The sequence below is a fragment of the Paenibacillus sp. YIM B09110 genome (genome assembly GCF_037167145.1).
In the GTDB taxonomy this organism is placed as follows: domain Bacteria; phylum Bacillota; class Bacilli; order Paenibacillales; family Paenibacillaceae; genus Pristimantibacillus.
In genome coordinates, this window is record NZ_JBANSP010000003.1 from 330,790 (window position 1) to 348,992 (window position 18,203).

Below are 18,203 nucleotides of genomic sequence, written 5' to 3' on the forward strand. Positions count from 1 at the left end.
ATATTGTTGTAAGATATATACAGCATAATGAAACTGCGGCAAGAGATGAATGACGAGCGGCGCAATAAAAGTGAACAAAAGCGCAAAGGCGGGATTTAGCTTGAAAGATCAACGAATAGCGATTTCGATGGTTTATCCGATCATGAAGACGCTTGTTCATATGGGATATGAGACGGAGCGTTTCTTCCGAGCCGCTTCCTTCGACGAAGCTTTGCTGCAGGATCCGGAAGCACGGATATCGGGCAGGGAATTGGAGCGGTTAATATTATGCGCTGCAGAATATGCCGGAGACGAATTTTTCGGCTTGCATCAAGGGGAGCTGGCGGAGATCGCCGATATGGGCATTCTTGGCTATGTCATGATGCATTCAGGGAAGGTAGCCGAGGCGCTCGCAGCCTATCAGCGTTACAATGTTATCCTCGTGAGCGGGTTCAACCTGGAATGGGTGGAGCGGGGAGACGATGTCATCATCCGCTTATACACGAGCAATCGAGCAGAGCGCATGTCCCGCCATTGCATAGAGGATATGGCAAGCTCGCTTTATCGTTTGATTGGCAGACTGAGCAATCGTCGCATCACGCTCGATGAGGTGCAGTTTATGCATGAAGCGCCTTCTTCTACGCAGCCTTACGAGTCTGTATTCGGCAGAACGCCCCGATTCGGCACAGAGGATAACTTTTTGCGAATGAATAAGGAAGTGCTGAATTACCCTGTTCTGTACGCGGACCCGAAGCTGCTTAGCATCTTCGAGAAGCTGGCGGAAGAGACGAAGGAGAGGCTCATACAAGGGAATGCGTTCTCTAACCAAGTGTTTCAGTGGATGATGAAATGTATGCCCGCCTATTTTCCTACGCTGCAGCAGACGGCCGACTATTTCAATATGAGTACTAGAACGCTGCAAAATAAGCTGAATGACGAGCAAACCTCGTACAATCTATTGTCCGCCCGCGTAAGGAAGGAGCTCGCATTCAGTTATTTGGAAATAAAAGCTTATTCGATAGGCGAAATTGCTTATTTGCTTCACTTCTCCGAGCCTAGCGCGTTCCAGAACGCGTTCAAGAAGTGGACCGGCGTTTCTCCTGGACAATACCGCATTACAGGGCTTGGTGTACATTGAGTCAAGAGGACTGATTCAGAAGTATGCATTTGCAAGCTTTATATAAATTTAAGGAGCTATATGTCTACTTGATGTGATAAAATACCTATAATTCGGCAAATTATGCCAGATCATTGGAATCGCTCACCGTTTCTAGCGTGAGGAAGGAGACATCATGGTAAACTATCAAATTTGCGACTTTTGTGGAGAATTATCCGAGAGAACGAGCAAAAACATGTGCAAAAGCTGTGAGGACATGTATTACAAGCTGCGCGACATTGTTGTCGCTTATCCGGATACGATGGTTCTCGATCTTTCGAACCAAACCGGCATTAGCGTAAGTAGAATCCTTTCCTTCGCGAACAGAGGGTATTTCGTAATGAGAGAAGGAACGATCGAGGTAAACGAGTAGTCTGTTCTCCTCTTAACCTATGTATGTAAGAAACATGCCTGTTATAACTGGCATGTTTCTTTTTGTTGCGTACAAATCTATAGATTTATAAGTTTCACAGAGATGCCGATATGATAAACTAAGGAAAACGCTTTTACGCAAAGAGAGAGAGGTCGAATTCGAAAATGCCATTAGTAGACAAACCTATTGCAGAGCTTTATAAGTATGAGGGGCGGAATCCGAAACCGTCTGATCATGCCGAGTATTGGGATCGGGCGATTGCCGAAATGAAGGCGGTCGATGCTCAAATCGAGTTGATTCGAAGCGAATTTCAAGTGCCTAACGCGGAATGCTTCGATCTGTATTTTACCGGTGTCAGAGGAGCGCGAATTCATGCTAAATATTTGAAGCCGCTGCATACTGCTGAGCCTCATCCTGCGATCGTGCAATTCCATGGCTATTCGGGTAATGCGGGCGACTGGCAGGACAAGCTTCAATACGTAGCGCTTGGCTTCTCGGTGTTCTCGATGGATTGCCGCGGGCAAGGCGGGCTGTCGGAAGATACGGGCGGCGTGAAGGGGACGACGATGAACGGACATATTGTCCGCGGATTGGACGGTAATCCTGATCATTTGTTATTCCGCCATATTTTCCTGGACACGGCGCAGCTGGCTGGAATTGCGATGTCGATGCCGGAGGTTGACGCTGAGCGCGTAGGCGCGATGGGCGGCTCGCAAGGGGGCGCTCTCACGATTGCTTGTGCAGCGCTTGAACCGCGCATTAAGCGGTTAGCTGCTGTATTTCCGTTTCTAAGCGATTATCAGCGCGTATGGGAAATGGACCTCGCTAAGGATGCATATGCCGAGCTTAGGACGTTCTTCCGTCATTTTGATCCGCAGCATGAGCGTGAGGAAGAAATTTTTACGAAGCTGGGCTATATTGATATCCAGTATTTGGCTGATCGAATCGAAGGCGACGTGCTGATGGGGGTTGGGTTAAGCGATACGGTCTGCCCTCCATCCACGCAATTCGCGGCTTATAATAAGATCAAAGCTACGAAGCAGGTTGAGCTGTTCCCGGACTTCGGTCACGAGCATCTGCCTGGATTCAACGATAAAGCGATGCAGTTTTTGCTCAAGCTGTAATCTAAGGGAGAATTCGAATATGGATGGAAAAAAGCTTGCCGGAGAAAAAGCGGCTGCGTATGTAGAGAACGGGATGGTCGTAGGTCTCGGTACGGGTTCGACGGTTTATTGGACGATTATGAAGCTTGGCGAAAGGGTTCGCGAGGGGCTGCGAATCCAAGGCGTACCGACGTCACGGAGAACGGAAGAGCTGGCGCTTGAGCTAGGCATCCCGCTGCTGGATCTAGCCGAGGTGGATGAGATCGACTTGACGATTGACGGCGCCGACGAATCGGACGGCGATCTGAACTTAATTAAGGGCGGAGGCGGCGCTTTGCTTCGCGAGAAGCTGGTTGCTTCCGTATCCCGGCGATTCATCGTCGTTGCCGATGAGTCCAAATGGGTTGCGTCATTAGGGAAGTTCCCGCTGCCGGTGGAAGTTGTGCCGTTCGGCTGGGAGCTGACGAGAAGGCAACTGGGCAAGCTTGGCTGCGATCCGGTTCTTCGAATGGCCGGTAATGAGATTTACGTCACCGATAACGGAAACTACATTATTGATTGTCACTTCGGAGTAATTAAGGATGCGAAGTCCTTAAGCGAAACTTTGAATAAGTGGCCGGGCGTCGTTGAGAACGGGCTGTTCGTGAATATGGCGGAAAGAATCGTCTTAGGTTATACGGATGGTTCGGTAGAGGAACGATTGCCGGAGTAATTCATTGCTTTTAGCTGCCCCATGGTCAGAACATGACCATGGGGCAGCTTCGTTATCCCGATAAAGAAGATTCCTTGATTCGGAATGCGCTTGGCAGTAGCGCCGCGGTCAACACAACGAACACGAGCATCGCCGGTAGAATGGAGCCGAACGCGTCGGTGGATTTCTCGAACAAATATACGAATGCAGTGCCTGACACTTGACCGCCCAGCAGAATGACGCCTAGAGACGTGCCTTCTTGGACGGGATATGCGGTTTCTGAGCCGTGTTGGAACAAAATCGGCGCTACGCCCATGATGGCGAAGCCGGCAATTCCGGCAGTGATGATAAGCCATATGACGTTATTGGCAAGGGCAAGCGCCAGATAAGTAGGAAGCAGCAGGGCGATTGCCGTAATGAAGAAGGGGACTCTTAGCCGGCGTTTATCGGAGTACAGGGGTAGCAGAATAGCACCGATAATTCCTGCAACGATGAAGATAGCGCCAATTATGCTTGCTTCGTCTGTCGTTATTCCTCTTGGCAGCATAATATTCTCAAGCAGCGTTAAGATGGTATTGAAGATGCCGATTGATATGAAGCTAATGAGTAAAATGCGACCGTAAGCCCGATTGTTGATCAGCTGTTTCACAGTTGCTAGATTCATTCGCGTTTCAGTTGGCGACGGCTCGCCAGCGCCGGTAGGCGGTTTCACGAAGGCGAATAGAATCGCGATGCATGCCGATACAATGGCGATAATCGCGAACAGCATGAACAATTGCGGAATGCCGGATTGCTCCGCTACGATCGGTGCCACCACCACGGGAACGATGAATCCCATGTATTGAGCTAGCGTCAACAGACCTGCTGCGGTTGATCGTTCGGTCGCAGGAAACCATTCGGCGGCTGCTTTGGTAGACAGATTCAGCAGAAATGGCTGTGCGATAGCAATAATGAACTGGGTTATTAAGACGATTGTAAAGTCATCAGCGAAGACGGCTCTAAGCAATCCGAAGACGGCGGTTAATGATGCGCCGATTATCAAGGAGGTCCGATAGCCGTAACGGTCGATCACCCATGATGCCGGAAAGGAGAAGAGGATGAACATCAGCATGAAGCTCATTGAGCATAAAGCGATGGACAAGCTGCCGACTCCGTAATAGCTCTCGGCTAAGCTTGAAATCGGCGCTAATGATAACCACATCATTTCAATTGAAACGATGATCGGGATCATGGAAATCAGAACGATCCATCTGTACTTTGAATGTATATTTGCTTTTATAACAATTCCACCTTTGGCCATAGGATCGTTCACAAGTCTTATTAGAAAAATCAACTAGAATATACCATGGATCAGCAGGTTATGCCAAAGCGTATTTTCGGGCATATGAGTACGGACTAGACTGCTCAAGCGGCAAAATGCTATGATGGTAATGGGTGAAGCAGACGATGAACAATGAGACGAAAAATGCAGACGTCAATGGCAACAACGAGAATCAAGCAAACGATTCCAACGAAAGAATGGTCGAATTGATCAAGGCAGTCTATCATAACGGACTTACGGCATTGAAGATGTATTTCGACGATGTCGAGGGTCAAGTAGTGAATCAAGAACGATATGGCCCGGTATTCCTCTTTCAAGTGAAGGACGAGTCCAAGAACGGATATGTATGCGGTTTCTTCCTGCAAGAGCTCGTCGCGAAGTTCCAGTCTGGCGGCGATCCTGCGCAGTGGATGTCCTCGTTCTACTTCGAAATGATGAAGCAAGAAGGCGGCAAACCGTTTCCAACCCCTCCGGCTACTGAGGAAGCAGCCAAAGGCATTATCGACAATCAGCTCGTACCGGCTTGCATGGAGGCCATTCGCTCGGAATTCGCACCGGAGAAGGTGCATGTAGGTCTTGATATGCATCCCGAGCAAGGTCCGGTTCTAGAAGCCGGATTCCCGTCCATTATCGACGGCAACAATGTTTGTGCTGTTCCGCTCCATCTTTTGTTTACGCATCTGATGATGAACCGCGATCCTGCGGAATTGCTCATTCAAGGTCTATACAAGATTCGCGAAGAGCATGGCTTAGATTAGCATTTGTGATACGATAAACGTAAGTCGAACAACCGACACTCCTTCATATAGAAGGAGTGTTTTCTATGTTGTGTTACAAACAAGAGCCCGCTAGGAATGACTTCTTCCTGGCGGGCTCTTCGTTATACAAAACTAAGTTAAGCGGCTACGTCGCGTTTCGTGAACAACAGCCAAGCGACAAGCTGGAACACGACATAGTAAGCGACGAGCATGATGATCGAGAACGATAGCGTCATTTCCGGTCGCAGCGGCGATGAGCCGCTCAAATATTGCGTCAAATCGATGTTGGAGAACAGCAGGTACTTCACCCACCCGTAACCGCTCAATAGGGCCGAAAGCATGTTGCCGACCAGCATGAACAGCAAGGAGAAGGCGATCGCCATCGAAGAGCTGCGGAATGCGGACGAAATCATGAAAGCCATCGTGACGTACATGAGCATCGATACGACGGAAAAGCCGTATTTCTCCAGCGATTGCACGAAATAGGAGCTCTCTTCGATTACGCCTGCTTCGGTTATGGTTATGCTCGATTGGCTGGTGCCGTCGAAGCCTTCAAGGATGCCGCCTGCCGCATATGCGCTTGCGAAGCTTAGGATCAGCAGCAGAAGCGCGAAGCCGAGCGTTGCGATATATTTGCTTAATAATATTTTCGAACGAGAAGCCGGACCGACAAGCAGAAGCTTAATCGTGCCCCAAGTGAATTCGGCGGCAATCATGTCGGCAGCGATAATGACCGTAAGTATCGTCGCCAGTATAATCAAGGAAGCCGAGTTGTTCACATAGGTCCATAACGACAATTGGTTAGGATTTATGTTCTGTTCCAGGTAATATTCGTTGAGCTTTATTTCATTCGTGAAATAGGTTTTGTCACCCTCGGAAAGCTCTTTGTTATTTTGAAGCTCTTGTTGATAATAGTTGTTTTGCTCGATCAGGCTATTTTCCCAGTTGACATTGGAATCCTGACCCGAATCCCATTTCATAATACCGCTCATCAGCGCTATTGCCAAAATGAGAAAGGCAATCATGAGCCACGTTCGAGGACGGCGATAAATTTTCATATTTTCATTTCGAATTAGATTAGACAAACTAGACAACCATCTCACCTCCGGTAATTTCAAGGAACTGGTCTTCCAGCGACTTCTGTACGGCGTGAATGCCAAGCACATCTATTTCCGAGCTGACGAGCAGCCTTGTAATATCGGGAATCGCTGCTTTATCTGCGGAAAGCTCAAGCAGATTGCCTTTCACGGTAATTCGCGACGCGTCGAAGATAGAAGCAAGCAGCTGCTGCGCGCCAAGCTGGTCGCCGACCTCGATTACGATCTTCGATTCGATCGAATCGCGCGCTTCCTGCAGCGAGCGTATATCGATGAGCTTGCCCGCTTGGATGATGGCGACTCTATCGCACATGAGTTCCATCTCGGATAGCAGATGGGAGGAGACGATGACGGAGATGCCTTCTTCTCTCGTCAGCTTGCGCAAATAATCGCGCAGCTCGCGAATGCCTGCCGGGTCAAGTCCGTTAGTCGGCTCGTCAAGTATAAGCAGCGAAGGGCGATGCAGAATCGCCTGTGCTACGCCAAGCCTCTGTCTCATGCCAAGCGAGTAGCGCTTGACCTTCTCGTGGATGCGGTTCTGAAGCCCGAGCAGCTGTACGACCTCATTGATTCTTTCTTTCGTAATTCCTTTATGCCGCCTTGCAAAATGAACGAGGTTCTGATATCCGGTCAAAAATTTATACATTTCCGGATTTTCGACGATTGCCCCGACATGCGTCATTGCCAGCTCGAAGTGCTCGCTAACGGATATGCCCTTAATGAGGGCCTCCCCTTTGGACATCGAGATCAAGCCTACAATCATACGAATCGTTGTTGTTTTACCGGCACCGTTCGGCCCTAGAAATCCGAATACTTCACCTGCCGGTATATCGAAACTCAGATTGTCGACGATTTTGCGTCCGCCAATCGATTTGGTTACGTTGCGAAGCTGCAACACGGCTTCTGTCATGCGAATAAAACCTCCTAGAATTATTGTACATTTGAACTATACTGGAAGTAGTATCGGGATAAAATAGACCTTTGATTAGTATTTTCCCCCTGCTTAGGTCGAGTATACCTAGAGTTGATCCGGCTATTACTGAAATGATTTTGTATGCAGCCGCCGCTCTTTGAATATATAATTCCTTTAGAGCAGATGAAAGTTTCAGAGCAGGAGGCTGGCCGATGGATACGAAGCAATGGATGGTTATTTTATTAGTGCTCGCCATACTACTCATGTTGTTTGTCGCTTCGTTGTCTTATCGGAAACGGCACTTGCCCGGCGCGAAAACATTGATTGCCATTATGATAGGCGCTGTCCTTTATGCGTCAGGCTACGTTCTTGAACTACTAAGCAGCGATTTGAATGCGTTCAAGCTGTCGCTCCAGATCGAATATTTGGGCATACCTTTCGTCTCTACGCTTTGGCTGCTGCAGGCAATCCAATTCACGGGGACGGCGCCGAAGTTCAGCAGAAGCATGACGGCAGCTCTCTTCATTACTCCCGTAGTTATCTTTTTCCTGCATCTAACGAATGACTGGCATCATCTCATCTACGAGCGATACATATGGCATTCTGACACCTCCATTCCGCTATATACGACGGTTAAGGGATTCGGGTACAAAGTACATTCGGCTTACAACTACGCTGTCATGCTTTGCGGCATTATGCTTTACCTATCGATGTACTGGCGATCCATGGCGAATGTGCGCAAGCAAATCGCCGTGCTTCTGATCGGCGCAGCAGCTCCGTTCTTATTCAATATGTTTTTCTGGACAGGCATTAACGTCGATCTGACTCCGTTCGGCTTTGCCGTGTCGGGCGTTGCTTACTTATGGGGCATCTATCGCATTAATCTGCTCCGTCTGACTCCGCTAGCAATGGCCAAAGTATTTGATACGATTCGCGATGGCGCGATACTGCTCGACTATGAGGATCAGATCGTCAGCTTCAATAAGGCGGCTGGCGAAGTGCTTCCGGAGCTTGGCCTGGCGAAGCAATTGCCGATCCCGGCTGTTCAGGTCCTGTCCGATTGTCCGGAGCTTCTGACGCCTGTTATTGCAGCAACGTCCGAAGAGGAACGCTTCTCGTTCCAACGGTTCATGTTGAACCGCAATCGTCACTATGATTGCAGATTATCGTTCATTTACGATACAAGCACGCTCCCGATAGGCAAAATATTGCTGTTCACCGATATTACCGAGATGAAGGAGAACGAGGCGAGGCTGCGTGAGAACGCAAGGCAATTGTCCGAGCTGAACGCATTCAAGGACAAGCTGTTCACCGTCGTCACCCATGATATTCGCGATCCGATCGCGATTCTCGTTAGCTTAACCGAGCTTCTCGGCGAGGAACTGACTGAGGCTGATATGGAGCATGCCGAGTTGTTCCGCGAGCTGAAAGGGCAAATGCAAAACACGTTTCACCTGGTCGAGAACCTGCTTGACTGGTATCGCAGCCAGCGAGGGAAAGTCGTATTCCGGCCGTCGGGCTGGAATTTGCAGCAGGTTGTCAGGCAAGCTCTGTCCTTGGTTAATACGAAAGCCGGCATGAAGCAAATCCGTATGACAGAGCGGATCGATGAGCGGCTCACCGTACGAGCGGACAAAGAGATGTTGGATCTCATTCTGCGCAACCTGCTCTCGAATGCGATAAAATATACAGGAGTGGGCGGATTTATTGAGCTGGAAGCCGTATTGGAAGGGGAGGTTGTCGTCGTATCCGTAAGCGATAACGGTATAGGCATGGATAAGAAGACGTCTGAATTGCTGCTCATGGAGGAGCCCCTCCTCGGTCCGCTAGATCAAGAGGACGAACGCGGTGCGATGCGATTCGGACTCGTGCTGAGTCGGGAATTCGTTCGTATTAACGGAGGCACCCTGTGGTTCAGCACCGAAGCAGGCAAGGGGACGACATTCTCCTTCACGCTGCCAGGATCCATTGGCGGGCGCGAGGCGTTTGACAGTGAAGGAGAGGAGGCGGAATTGTATGAAAGTTATACTGGTTGATGACGAACCCGCGATGCATCTTATTTTGCGTAAAATGTTAGCGAAGCTGCCGGGGATTGAAGTTGCAGGCGCGTTTACAGATACGAAGTCCGCCGCTTCCTTCATACGCGACAGCGGGGATATTGAGCTGGCATTCGTCGATATCTCGATACCGGGAGAGAGCGGAATGGAGTTCGCCGTCAGCATGGAAGCTGCGAATGCTGAATTACAGATTGTATTCGTCACGTCGCATAAGGATTATGCGCTTAGAGCCTATGAGCTTGCCGTCGTTGATTATCTCGTAAAGCCGGTCTCTCAAGAACGGCTTGGGCGGACAGTGAACCGTATCCTTGCGAACCGCAGGCAGGCGAGTCCTTCACGAGAGGTCGAGCCGGTCGCGGAGCAGTCGGGCACGACAAGGGTAACGGCGCTTGGCGATGTTTCCGTCAGCAATGAACGAGGAAGGGTGAAGTGGACCTCGCGCAAGTGCGCAGAGCTATTCGCCTACTTGCTTATCTATCATGGACGGCGAATTCCCCGTTCCAGACTCGTCGAGGATATATTCGGCGGTATGGTCGCTTCGAATGCGGAGAGATATCTGAATACGACTGTTTATCAGCTTCGTAAGTCGCTGGAGACAATAGGCTTGCGCGATGTTGTACGGTCGGAGAATGACGGCTATGCACTGGAATTAAAGGATTCCATCATCGATTATATAGAGTTCGCTAGGAGAGTCGAAGAGATTCGGCCAAACGAAGTTCGTGATATGGAGCGAGCGCTGCAGGTTGAAAGGCTTTATGCGGGCAGATTATTCGGCGACAAGGCGTACATATGGGCCATTTATGAAACGGAGCGTTATGAGGATTTGTATGCTTCATTCGTTAAGCAGCTTGCAGAGATGCTTATCTCCATAGGGGATGCGTCGGCAGCATCAAAGCTGCTGCTCAAGCTTAACGAGCGTAATCCGCTGGATGATTCGGTTACTCGAATGCTGATGACCATTCGGGAGATGACAGGGGATAAGAAAGGATTGACGGCTCTTTATACGGATTATGCAAGGCTGCTTAGCCGAGAGCTCGGTATCCGTCCTTCGAAAGAAATGATTCATCATTATGATTTATTGATTAGCAGATTTGACGATAGCAATAAGAGAAGTACGACATTAGAAAGGAAATGATATTTGTCTATGGCCCATTTTGCCAAAAAAGTAACCTGGCTCGAATTATTTTATGATCTGCTCTTTGTAGCAGCAGTGTCGAAGGCTGGTCATGTGCTTCTTCATGTCGAGCATGACACCATTCCCATTCAGTATTTGCTGAAGTTTGTTCTTATTATTGTGCCTGTCTGGTGGGCTTGGGTTGGCCAATCGCTGTTCGTTAATCGGTACGGGGAGGATACCGTCTCCCATCGTGTGTTTCTTATACTGCAGCTGTTCTTCTCGCTGATTATGACGGCGAGTCTTTCCGTCGAGTTCGATGAATATTACTTAACCTTTCTAATCGGTTATGCTGGACTTAGAGCGATGACGGCTATTCAATATTTAGCGGTCAGCAAGCGGGAGAGCGATCATCGCAAGGATACGGCTCGATATTTGGGCAGCCGTTTCTGGATCGGTCTAATCATTTCCTCCCTATCGTTGTTCTTCGATTCATGGGTACGATATGCTGTCCTTTATGCAGGAATAGTCATCGATATGGCTCTGCCGCTTATGGGCAGACGCTATTTGGTTAAGACGTCAATCAATACCCATCATTTGCTGGAGCGCTTCGCCTTGTTCACGCTTATTTTGCTTGGAGAAATATTGGTCAGCATACTTGCTGTCTTGCAGTCCAGCGAGTGGACTTGGGAATCCGTTCTATTCGCTGTACTCACCTTCCTGCTTGCTATCGCGGTATGGTGGCAATACTTTGATAATGTCGAGCTGAAGGTGAACAAAAATATAAATACAACGGGACAAATTATTATTTACGGCCATTTGCTTATTTTCATATCACTATGTATGCTGGCGGCGTCCATTCGTCTATTATTTCTAGATCAGCTGGATTACGTCTATATGGTCACGTTCCTGTTCGGTTCGGTGCTGCTTTACTTTTTCTCAACCACGCTTGTATTCCATAAGTATAGACATAGCGATCAGAGACTCGGGACTTCTCATCTTGCTTTATTGCTCGGCGTTCTCGCCGTATTTATTGTCATCAGCTTCATCACGGTATTGCCTAGCTACTTGCTTGTAGGTGAGGTCATGTTGTTCTTCGCCTTGTATGCCAAAGTGACCACGAAATAGAAAGAAAGGGAGTACATTAAACAAATGACGATACATGTTGCGTTACTGCGCGGGATCAATGTCGGAGGCAATAACAAAATTAAGATGGCTGATCTGAGAGCTGCACTTGCCGACCTTGGTTTAGCGAATGTGCAGACGTATATTCAGAGCGGCAATATTTTGTTCGAATCGGCAGAAGACGAGGGTGTATTGCGCGATCGGATTGAGCAGCAGATTCAGAAGGTATTCGGGTTCTCGATCAAGACGATTATTCGAACGGCTGATGAGTTGAGAGCTATTGTTGCGGGCCTTCCGTTCTCGGATGAGCTGATGGCTGAAGCGGAAGCTGGAGAAGGCGAGAGCTTGTATGTGACGATGCTGCTTAGCGAGCCGGAGCCGGAGCGTGTCGAAAGACTGCGCACATTCGAGACGGACGAAGAGCGATTCGTAATCGCGGGCAAAGACGTCTACTTATTGTTCAAGCAGAGCATTCGCAACTCCAAGCTGGCCGCTCAAGTGGAGAAGCTCGGTGTACTTCCAACGACTCGCAATTGGAAAACAATGAATAAGCTCATCGCGTTAGCCGACGAGATGGCTAATGGGAAGTCGGAATAATTATTGATTGGGATGAATGAAAGGTCTAATGGTTTCTAGCAGAGAAGTAACCGGAGAGCCGATCAGCCGCTCCATCGCATCCGAGGTTGACGAGGTGTCCAGCTTACGAAGAAGTCCGTAGATCCAATGCTGGGCAGCAGCGTCCTCTCGAACGGTTATGGATGTTCCCGTCAGCTCGGATAGTGCATTAGCTAGATCGTTGAACTGCCAAGCGGTCGGTACAGTTAACTCGTAGATTCTATTGCTATGAAGCTCGGGCTCGGATAGGACAGAAGCGATCGCCCTCCCCAGATCGAAACGGCTAACGGCATTGAAATGCCAATTCCCCGGGGCAATCACAAGTTCACGGCTTGTTATAGCCGTGTTCAAGTCTAACACGTTAACGAAATCAACGTAGAAGGCATTTCGAAAAAAGGTATACGTCATGCCTGCTGCCAGAATCGTTTGCTCCGTCGCTCTATGCATATGAGCAATGGAGGCGGAGGACGCTTCCGGATAGGCGAAGCTCGTGTACATCAAATGGCTGATGTCTGCTCTCTTGGCCGCCTCGATGACATGCGAATGCTGGCGAATACGAACAAGATCGTCACGATGGGAGCTGGAAATAAGGAGTACATGCGTAGCACCTTCGAATGCCTGCGGCAGCGTATCCGGCTGGTCGTAATCGCATCGCTTAACCGTTACTCCTAGTTGCCCATACCGTTTCATCGTACCCGGCTCTCGAACGCAAGCGATCATTTGCTCGGCGGGGAGTCGCGTGAGCAGCTGCTCCATAATGATTATTCCTAATTGGCCATTCGCTCCTGTTATAGCGATTTTCATATCAAGTTATCCTTTCTTGCGGGAGATAGTTAAAGGCTTAACTAAATGGGCAAGCAAACGACATCACGCTTGCTGCAGCTTATGAAGCAACGCGAGCAGCTGGTGAAGCTCCTCTTCAGATAACCGTTGCATCTTATTGGAGATAAGCTGCCGATTGTCAGGCAGATGCCGCAGCAATACGCTTTGGCCTTCAGCTGTAATGGAAATAACCGACATGCGTCCATCGCTGGGATGCGGCTTGCGGCTTATTAAGCCGTCGCTCTCGAGCGGACTGAGCAACAAGCTAATGTTCGATTTGGTTACGCCGATCTTGCGGGCAAGCGTTGAGGGGAGAATCGTGCCGCCTTCCTTCATGATCTCGACGAGAAGCCGAATTCGCGCTCCATTCAGCCCTTTGGATTGCCAATATTGCTCCGATACGTCTACTAAGCTGGCAGTTGCCTCTACAAGCGCGAAAAATACGCGGTTGCGCAAGGGCAGATCATGAATAAATTGTTCGAGATCATCCATTCTTTTGTTGCCTCCACATAGTTAAGTGCTTAACTAAATACAGTATATGATTTTATCTCTGGTTTGTAAATAATGGATTCCATAAGTCTTCTGATTTCATTTACAGGTATTGGCAGAGGAGATACAATTACATTCATAAGTTTGGACGCTGCAGCAAGCGTATGAAAGGATGGTGACGATGTACAACTACCGTTTACTGGAGAAGCTGTTGTTTTCCTCTGGGATGCGTCTGGATAGGAGCAGATTGACCGCTGCTCTTCGCAAGAAGACGATTCTTATTACCGGCGCCAGCTCCGGCATTGGGGAACGACTGGCATATAGGCTGGCCGAATTGCCCGTACATCTGATCCTTGTAGCTAGGCGAGAGGATAGACTGCTCGTTATGAAGCAGGAGATGGAGAAGCTGTTTGCACGGGTGAGCATCTATGGCGCTGATCTGCGTGACGCGGACGAACGGGAAGGGCTGCTGTCATTCATTCATCGATTGCCAGACGGACTTGATATCGTTGTAAGCAATGCAGGTTTATCGATCAATCGCTCCATAATGGATTCATTGGATCGAAAACATGATTTTACGAGAACGATGGCGATTAACTATGTTGCCCCAGTAGAGCTTCTGTTGTCGCTCATTCCGCTGCTGAGGCGTGCTCAGGGACATATCATCAATATTTCAACGATTAATACATCAATCGTTCCGCTTCCCAAATGGGCTGCTTATCAAGCATCCAAATCGGCTTTCGATATATGGCTGCGATCTGCTTCATCTGAGCTGCACGTATCAGGCATCGCAACGACGTCTATTTACTTGCCGCTCGTACGGACGCCAATGATCGAGCCAACGGCAGCGTATCGCTCCGTGCCTGCGATGAGTCCGGATCATGTTGCGGACATTATCGCAAAATCGATGTATACGAGGCGAAGAAGCTGGATGCCTTGGTGGTTGCTGTTCGGTCAGCTTGCTTCGGTTCTGTTCAGAGGAACGCTTGAGCGATTGGCGGAAAAAAAGCTTCGCGGAAGGGGGAGATGACGCTGCTAATGCTGACATTACTGTCGGTATTACACCGAATGAAGCTGCTAACACCTGTCGGCGTGTTCCGATTGCTATTCGTTATTTGCGGATATGGGATTAACCTGATGGGCTTGTTGAAGCTTGCTGCCAGCTCGCATCGTCATCTTGTCGCTCTATCCGATGACCGTGAGACGTTAACCTATCAGCAGCTGTTGGATCAATCAGAATGCCTGGCCGTGCAGCTCCGTGAGCAATACGGACTTGGCAGCCGCTCGAAGGCAGGTTTGCTTTGCCGCAACCATGCTTCACTAGTCAAATCGATTTTTGCGTTATCCATGACAGGTGCGGATATTTATTTGATGAACGCCGAGATGAGCTCGGATGAGTTCGCACAACTGCTGGATGCTCATGCATTCGATTTCCTTATTTATGATGAGGAGTTCACAGCTGTTATAGAGCAATCCTCCTATACGGGGGCAAGTGTTTTAAGCTATCATGAACATTTTCCGGCAATTAGCAATTTGATGCATGTTCCTATTAAGGGGAGGTCTAGAGGGCATCGGAACTCGGACAGCAAGCTTATGCTGCTCACGGGCGGCACAACGGGAAGAGCGAAGAAGGTTGCCCATAAGCCTTCTATGTTCCATTACTTGCCTCCTTTCTCGTCCATGCTGAAGAGGCTGCGGCTCTTGCGGTATAAGACGGTCTATATTGCGACGCCGATCTACCATGGTTATGGGATCGCGATATTGCTATTGTTCGTCGCGCTCGGGAAGAAATCAGTCATTACGGACAAGTTCCAAGCTGAGCATGCTTGCCAACTCGTACGGGAGCATCAGGCAGAAGTTATAACGGTCGTTCCGCTGATGATCGACAAAATGCTCCGCGCAAGCAACGCCGAAGGAGATTTGAAGTCGCTTGCCTGTATCGCGTCAGGAGGGGCGGAGCTAAATCCGAGACTGGCGGAAGAGGTGTCTGCGAGGCTGGGAGAAGTGTTGTACAATCTGTACGGCACATCGGAAGCGGGACTGAGTATCATCGCAACGCCGCAAGATTTGGATGCGGCATCAGGCACGATCGGCAAGCTCATCGAAGGCGTGGGATTGAAAGTGCTGGATGGCAGCATGAATGAAGCTGCGGCTGGCGAGATTGGACAGTTTTGCGTAACAAGCGGGCCTACGTGGATCAAGACGGGCGATATGGGCTATCGGGATGAAAGGGGCTTCTTCTACTTGAAAGGAAGAGTGGATGATATGATCGTATCGGCCGGCGAAAATGTGTACCCGAGCGAGCTTGAGCATATTCTTCTCCAGCATCCTTTCATCGAAGATGCCGCCGTCGTCGGTGTACCGGACGAGCTATTCGGACAACGTCTGAAGGCGGTCGTCCAGGTTAAGGTTGGCACCGAGCTTGACGCGGAGACGCTTATCGAATGGCTGCGACCGAGAGCCGCGAGATACCAGATGCCGCGAGAGATTGTATTCGTCGATGAATTGGACTATACTCCGCTGGGCAAGGTTGATCGCAAGCAATTGCATTGAGCGGATTTCTGTTTTGGCGCAGCCGAATCCTCTATTAAACCGCCGAATGGCGGTCATTCTGGGCGATTCGGAAGAGCGCCTTTTATTTTTGCTGCCTCTAAAAAACGACTCGTTCGGAAATTTGTCCAAAGATTCTTTCGAAATTGTCCATTGGCATATCGTACTAATCACGTTATAGTAGTGAGTATGATAATCATTATCGAATAATAGAATCGAAAGGTAGGAATTCACACATGCTTCGCCGTTTTTTTGACTATTACCGTCCTTATAAGGGCCTGTTTATACTCGATTTTACATGTGCCATATTGGCAGCGCTGCTCGAGCTCGTATTTCCGCTGGCGCTCAATCGGGTCATTGACGATTTGCTGCCAAGCGGCAAGTGGGACACCATCCTCTATGCATGCCTTGGACTGCTTGGCGTATATGTAATCAGTGCCGTTATGCATTTTGTAGTAACCTATTGGGGGCATAAGCTCGGCATCAACATTGAATCGGACATGCGCAAAAAGCTGTTCGACCGGATACAGAAGCTCAGCTTCGGCTTCTTCGATAACAATAAGACCGGTCATCTCGTCTCCCGTATGACCAACGATCTGATGGATATCGGGGAAATCGCCCACCATGGTCCGGAGGATATGTTTATCGCCGTCATGACACTTATGGGCACGTTCGGAATTATGTTAAGCATCAACTGGCAGCTTGCCGTGTTGACCTTCATCATTATTCCGCTCATTGTTTATTTGTCTTTATATTTCAGCCGCAAAATGTCGCGTGCATTCGATAGCCTGTTCGCGAATATTGCCGATTACAACGCACAGGTGGAGAACAACGTAAGCGGCATTCGCGTCGTTCAAGCTTTCTCGAACGAAAAACACGAAATGAAACGTTTTGCCGTGCAAAACGAAAACTTCCGGCTTAATAAGCTGCTTACTTACCGGATTATGGCATGGAATTCTTCGATAAGCTTTATTTTGATGAAGTTGATTTCTTTATTCGTAATTGTCGTCGGCGCATGGTATGTAATGGAGGATCGCATGACTTACGGCCAGTTCATCGCTTTCGTCATGCTGTCGAATATGTTCCTTCAGCCGATTAGACAAATCAATTCGTTCATTGAATCATTCCCCAAAGGGATTGCCGGGTTTAAGCGATACTTGGAGCTGCTCGAGACGGAACCGGACATCGCCGATGCGCCGGATGCCGTAGCGGTGAGCAAAGTGAAGGGGGATATCGCATTCAAGGGCGTCAGCTTCGGCTATGAGGATCGGCCGGACGTACTGAAAGGCATCGATCTGTCGGTGCGCGCCGGCGAGACGATCGCTTTGGTGGGTCCTTCGGGAGCCGGCAAGACGACGTTATGCAGTCTGCTGCCAAGGTTCTACGAGGTGACGGGCGGAGCGATTACTATCGACGGCATCGATATCCGCAAGATGACGCTGGAGTCTCTGCGCTCGCATATCGGGATCGTACAGCAGGATGTATTCCTGTTCGATGGTACGATTAGAGACAATATCGCGTATGGCAGATTGGGCGCTTCCGAAGAGGAATTATGGGAAGCTGCCCGCCGCGCGCAGCTCGAGGAGCTGATTGCCTCCCAGCCAAGCGGGATGGATACGATTATCGGAGAGCGGGGGGTTAAGTTGTCCGGCGGACAGAAGCAGCGGCTATCCATTGCCCGGATGTTCCTCAAAAATCCTTCCATTCTCATCTTGGACGAAGCGACCTCGGCGCTCGATACGGAAACGGAAGCGGCGATTCAGCTGGCATTATCGGAATTGTCGACCGGCCGGACGACGCTCATTATCGCGCATCGTCTGGCAACGATCAAGAACGCCGACCGTATTGTCGTTATTGCGGACCAAGGCGTAGCAGAACAAGGCAAGCATGAAGAGCTGCTTAGCGTCGGCGGCGCATATAGCCGTTTGCACCGCGCATAATCAAGGGGAGAAGAGCGCCGAACGAGGCCGCTAATAGAGTCGTATTCTTTCCCTTAAAAAATAGAGGAGAACCAGCCACGCGGCTGGTTCTTTTTCTGCT

17 protein-coding genes are annotated in these 18,203 nt (G+C 49.4%); 12 read left to right on the forward strand and 5 right to left on the reverse strand.

From position 1 onward, the window contains the following. The first annotated feature begins 100 nt into the window (after window positions 1-100). From V8F51_RS06030 to rpiA, 4 genes are all read left to right on the forward strand, one after another. Window positions 101-1,117 carry an AraC family transcriptional regulator gene (locus tag V8F51_RS06030; RefSeq protein WP_337099204.1) on the forward strand — a complete coding sequence of 339 codons (1,017 nt, stop codon included), beginning with the start codon at window positions 101-103 and terminating at the stop codon, window positions 1,115-1,117. A 154-nt stretch (window positions 1,118-1,271) separates the two neighbouring features. Further along, complete coding sequence (locus V8F51_RS06035; RefSeq protein WP_337099205.1) at window positions 1,272-1,508, forward strand: hypothetical protein; 237 nt, start codon at window positions 1,272-1,274, stop codon at window positions 1,506-1,508. A 164-nt stretch (window positions 1,509-1,672) separates the two neighbouring features. Next, on the forward strand, window positions 1,673-2,632 hold the full coding sequence (locus V8F51_RS06040; RefSeq protein ID WP_337099206.1) for an acetylxylan esterase: 960 nt from the start codon (window positions 1,673-1,675) through the stop codon (window positions 2,630-2,632). Window positions 2,633-2,651: 19 nt separating this feature from the next. Next, a complete protein-coding gene (gene rpiA, locus V8F51_RS06045; protein WP_337099207.1) occupies window positions 2,652-3,323 on the forward strand; it encodes a ribose-5-phosphate isomerase RpiA in 672 nt (223 codons plus the stop codon). A 52-nt stretch (window positions 3,324-3,375) separates the two neighbouring features. Here rpiA and V8F51_RS06050 read toward each other — a convergent pair whose 3' ends face one another. Then, the gene (locus tag V8F51_RS06050) at window positions 3,376-4,506 is read right to left on the reverse strand and encodes an MFS transporter (protein WP_337099208.1); all 1,131 of its coding nucleotides are present in this window, start codon (window positions 4,504-4,506) and stop codon (window positions 3,376-3,378) included. 242 nt (window positions 4,507-4,748) lie between these two features. Between V8F51_RS06050 and V8F51_RS06055 the strand changes: the two genes are divergently transcribed. Then, entirely contained in the window at window positions 4,749-5,381 is a 633-nt protein-coding gene (locus V8F51_RS06055) for a hypothetical protein (protein ID WP_337099209.1), read from the forward strand. A gap of 137 nt (window positions 5,382-5,518) precedes the next feature. Here the strand turns inward: V8F51_RS06055 and V8F51_RS06060 are convergent, their stop codons facing one another. Beyond that, complete coding sequence (locus V8F51_RS06060) at window positions 5,519-6,484, reverse strand: ABC transporter permease (RefSeq protein ID WP_442956407.1); 966 nt, start codon at window positions 6,482-6,484, stop codon at window positions 5,519-5,521. Then, entirely contained in the window at window positions 6,468-7,388 is a 921-nt protein-coding gene (locus V8F51_RS06065; protein ID WP_337099211.1) for an ABC transporter ATP-binding protein, read from the reverse strand. Before V8F51_RS06065 ends, V8F51_RS06060 begins: the two co-directional genes overlap by 17 nt. A gap of 215 nt (window positions 7,389-7,603) precedes the next feature. On the opposite strand from V8F51_RS06065, the gene V8F51_RS06070 reads away from it, so the two are divergent. The 4 genes from V8F51_RS06070 to V8F51_RS06085 are packed head-to-tail and all read left to right on the forward strand — an operon-like array spanning window position 7,604 to window position 12,284. After that, entirely contained in the window at window positions 7,604-9,427 is a 1,824-nt protein-coding gene (locus V8F51_RS06070) for a sensor histidine kinase (RefSeq protein ID WP_337099212.1), read from the forward strand. After that, window positions 9,408-10,583, forward strand: a complete 1,176-nt coding sequence (locus V8F51_RS06075) for a response regulator (RefSeq protein WP_337099213.1) — start codon at window positions 9,408-9,410, stop codon at window positions 10,581-10,583. Before V8F51_RS06070 ends, V8F51_RS06075 begins: the two co-directional genes overlap by 20 nt. A 9-nt stretch (window positions 10,584-10,592) precedes the next feature. Next, window positions 10,593-11,690 carry a low temperature requirement protein A gene (locus tag V8F51_RS06080; protein WP_337099214.1) on the forward strand — a complete coding sequence of 366 codons (1,098 nt, stop codon included), beginning with the start codon at window positions 10,593-10,595 and terminating at the stop codon, window positions 11,688-11,690. A gap of 24 nt (window positions 11,691-11,714) precedes the next feature. Continuing rightward, complete coding sequence (locus tag V8F51_RS06085; RefSeq protein WP_337099215.1) at window positions 11,715-12,284, forward strand: DUF1697 domain-containing protein; 570 nt, start codon at window positions 11,715-11,717, stop codon at window positions 12,282-12,284. Here the strand turns inward: V8F51_RS06085 and V8F51_RS06090 are convergent, their stop codons facing one another. Then, window positions 12,285-13,106: an NmrA family NAD(P)-binding protein gene (locus V8F51_RS06090; protein ID WP_337099216.1), complete on the reverse strand. Its 822-nt coding sequence runs from the start codon at window positions 13,104-13,106 to the stop codon at window positions 12,285-12,287. A 63-nt stretch (window positions 13,107-13,169) separates the two neighbouring features. After that, on the reverse strand, window positions 13,170-13,616 hold the full coding sequence (locus V8F51_RS06095; RefSeq protein WP_337099217.1) for a MarR family winged helix-turn-helix transcriptional regulator: 447 nt from the start codon (window positions 13,614-13,616) through the stop codon (window positions 13,170-13,172). 169 nt (window positions 13,617-13,785) lie between these two features. On the opposite strand from V8F51_RS06095, the gene V8F51_RS06100 reads away from it, so the two are divergent. The 3 genes from V8F51_RS06100 (at window position 13,786) to V8F51_RS06110 (ending at window position 18,103) form a co-directional block, all read left to right on the forward strand. After that, window positions 13,786-14,643, forward strand: a complete 858-nt coding sequence (locus V8F51_RS06100) for an SDR family NAD(P)-dependent oxidoreductase (protein WP_337099218.1) — start codon at window positions 13,786-13,788, stop codon at window positions 14,641-14,643. Window positions 14,644-14,651: 8 nt separating this feature from the next. Continuing rightward, window positions 14,652-16,166, forward strand: coding sequence for an AMP-binding protein (locus V8F51_RS06105; protein ID WP_337099219.1), 1,515 nt, complete (start codon window positions 14,652-14,654; stop codon window positions 16,164-16,166). 233 nt (window positions 16,167-16,399) lie between these two features. Beyond that, window positions 16,400-18,103: an ABC transporter ATP-binding protein gene (locus V8F51_RS06110; RefSeq protein WP_337099220.1), complete on the forward strand. Its 1,704-nt coding sequence runs from the start codon at window positions 16,400-16,402 to the stop codon at window positions 18,101-18,103. Window positions 18,104-18,203: the final 100 nt, after the last annotated feature.

What these genes read in the sequence shown, in the direction of transcription:
- V8F51_RS06070 (WP_337099212.1), top strand. Translation starts at nt 7,604, where the DNA reads ATGGATACGAAGCAATGGATGGTTATTTTATTAGTGCTCGCCATACTA.
- V8F51_RS06035 (WP_337099205.1), top strand. Translation starts at nt 1,272, where the DNA reads ATGGTAAACTATCAAATTTGCGACTTTTGTGGAGAATTATCCGAGAGA.
- V8F51_RS06065 (WP_337099211.1), bottom strand. Translation starts at nt 7,388, where the DNA reads ATGACAGAAGCCGTGTTGCAGCTTCGCAACGTAACCAAATCGATTGGC.
- rpiA (WP_337099207.1), top strand. Translation starts at nt 2,652, where the DNA reads ATGGATGGAAAAAAGCTTGCCGGAGAAAAAGCGGCTGCGTATGTAGAG.
- V8F51_RS06095 (WP_337099217.1), bottom strand. Translation starts at nt 13,616, where the DNA reads ATGGATGATCTCGAACAATTTATTCATGATCTGCCCTTGCGCAACCGC.
- V8F51_RS06090 (WP_337099216.1), bottom strand. Translation starts at nt 13,106, where the DNA reads ATGAAAATCGCTATAACAGGAGCGAATGGCCAATTAGGAATAATCATT.
- V8F51_RS06100 (WP_337099218.1), top strand. Translation starts at nt 13,786, where the DNA reads ATGGTGACGATGTACAACTACCGTTTACTGGAGAAGCTGTTGTTTTCC.
- V8F51_RS06055 (WP_337099209.1), top strand. Translation starts at nt 4,749, where the DNA reads ATGAACAATGAGACGAAAAATGCAGACGTCAATGGCAACAACGAGAAT.
- V8F51_RS06105 (WP_337099219.1), top strand. Translation starts at nt 14,652, where the DNA reads ATGCTGACATTACTGTCGGTATTACACCGAATGAAGCTGCTAACACCT.
- V8F51_RS06050 (WP_337099208.1), bottom strand. Translation starts at nt 4,506, where the DNA reads ATGATGTGGTTATCATTAGCGCCGATTTCAAGCTTAGCCGAGAGCTAT.
- V8F51_RS06040 (WP_337099206.1), top strand. Translation starts at nt 1,673, where the DNA reads ATGCCATTAGTAGACAAACCTATTGCAGAGCTTTATAAGTATGAGGGG.
- V8F51_RS06075 (WP_337099213.1), top strand. Translation starts at nt 9,408, where the DNA reads ATGAAAGTTATACTGGTTGATGACGAACCCGCGATGCATCTTATTTTG.
- V8F51_RS06085 (WP_337099215.1), top strand. Translation starts at nt 11,715, where the DNA reads ATGACGATACATGTTGCGTTACTGCGCGGGATCAATGTCGGAGGCAAT.
- V8F51_RS06110 (WP_337099220.1), top strand. Translation starts at nt 16,400, where the DNA reads ATGCTTCGCCGTTTTTTTGACTATTACCGTCCTTATAAGGGCCTGTTT.
- V8F51_RS06080 (WP_337099214.1), top strand. Translation starts at nt 10,593, where the DNA reads ATGGCCCATTTTGCCAAAAAAGTAACCTGGCTCGAATTATTTTATGAT.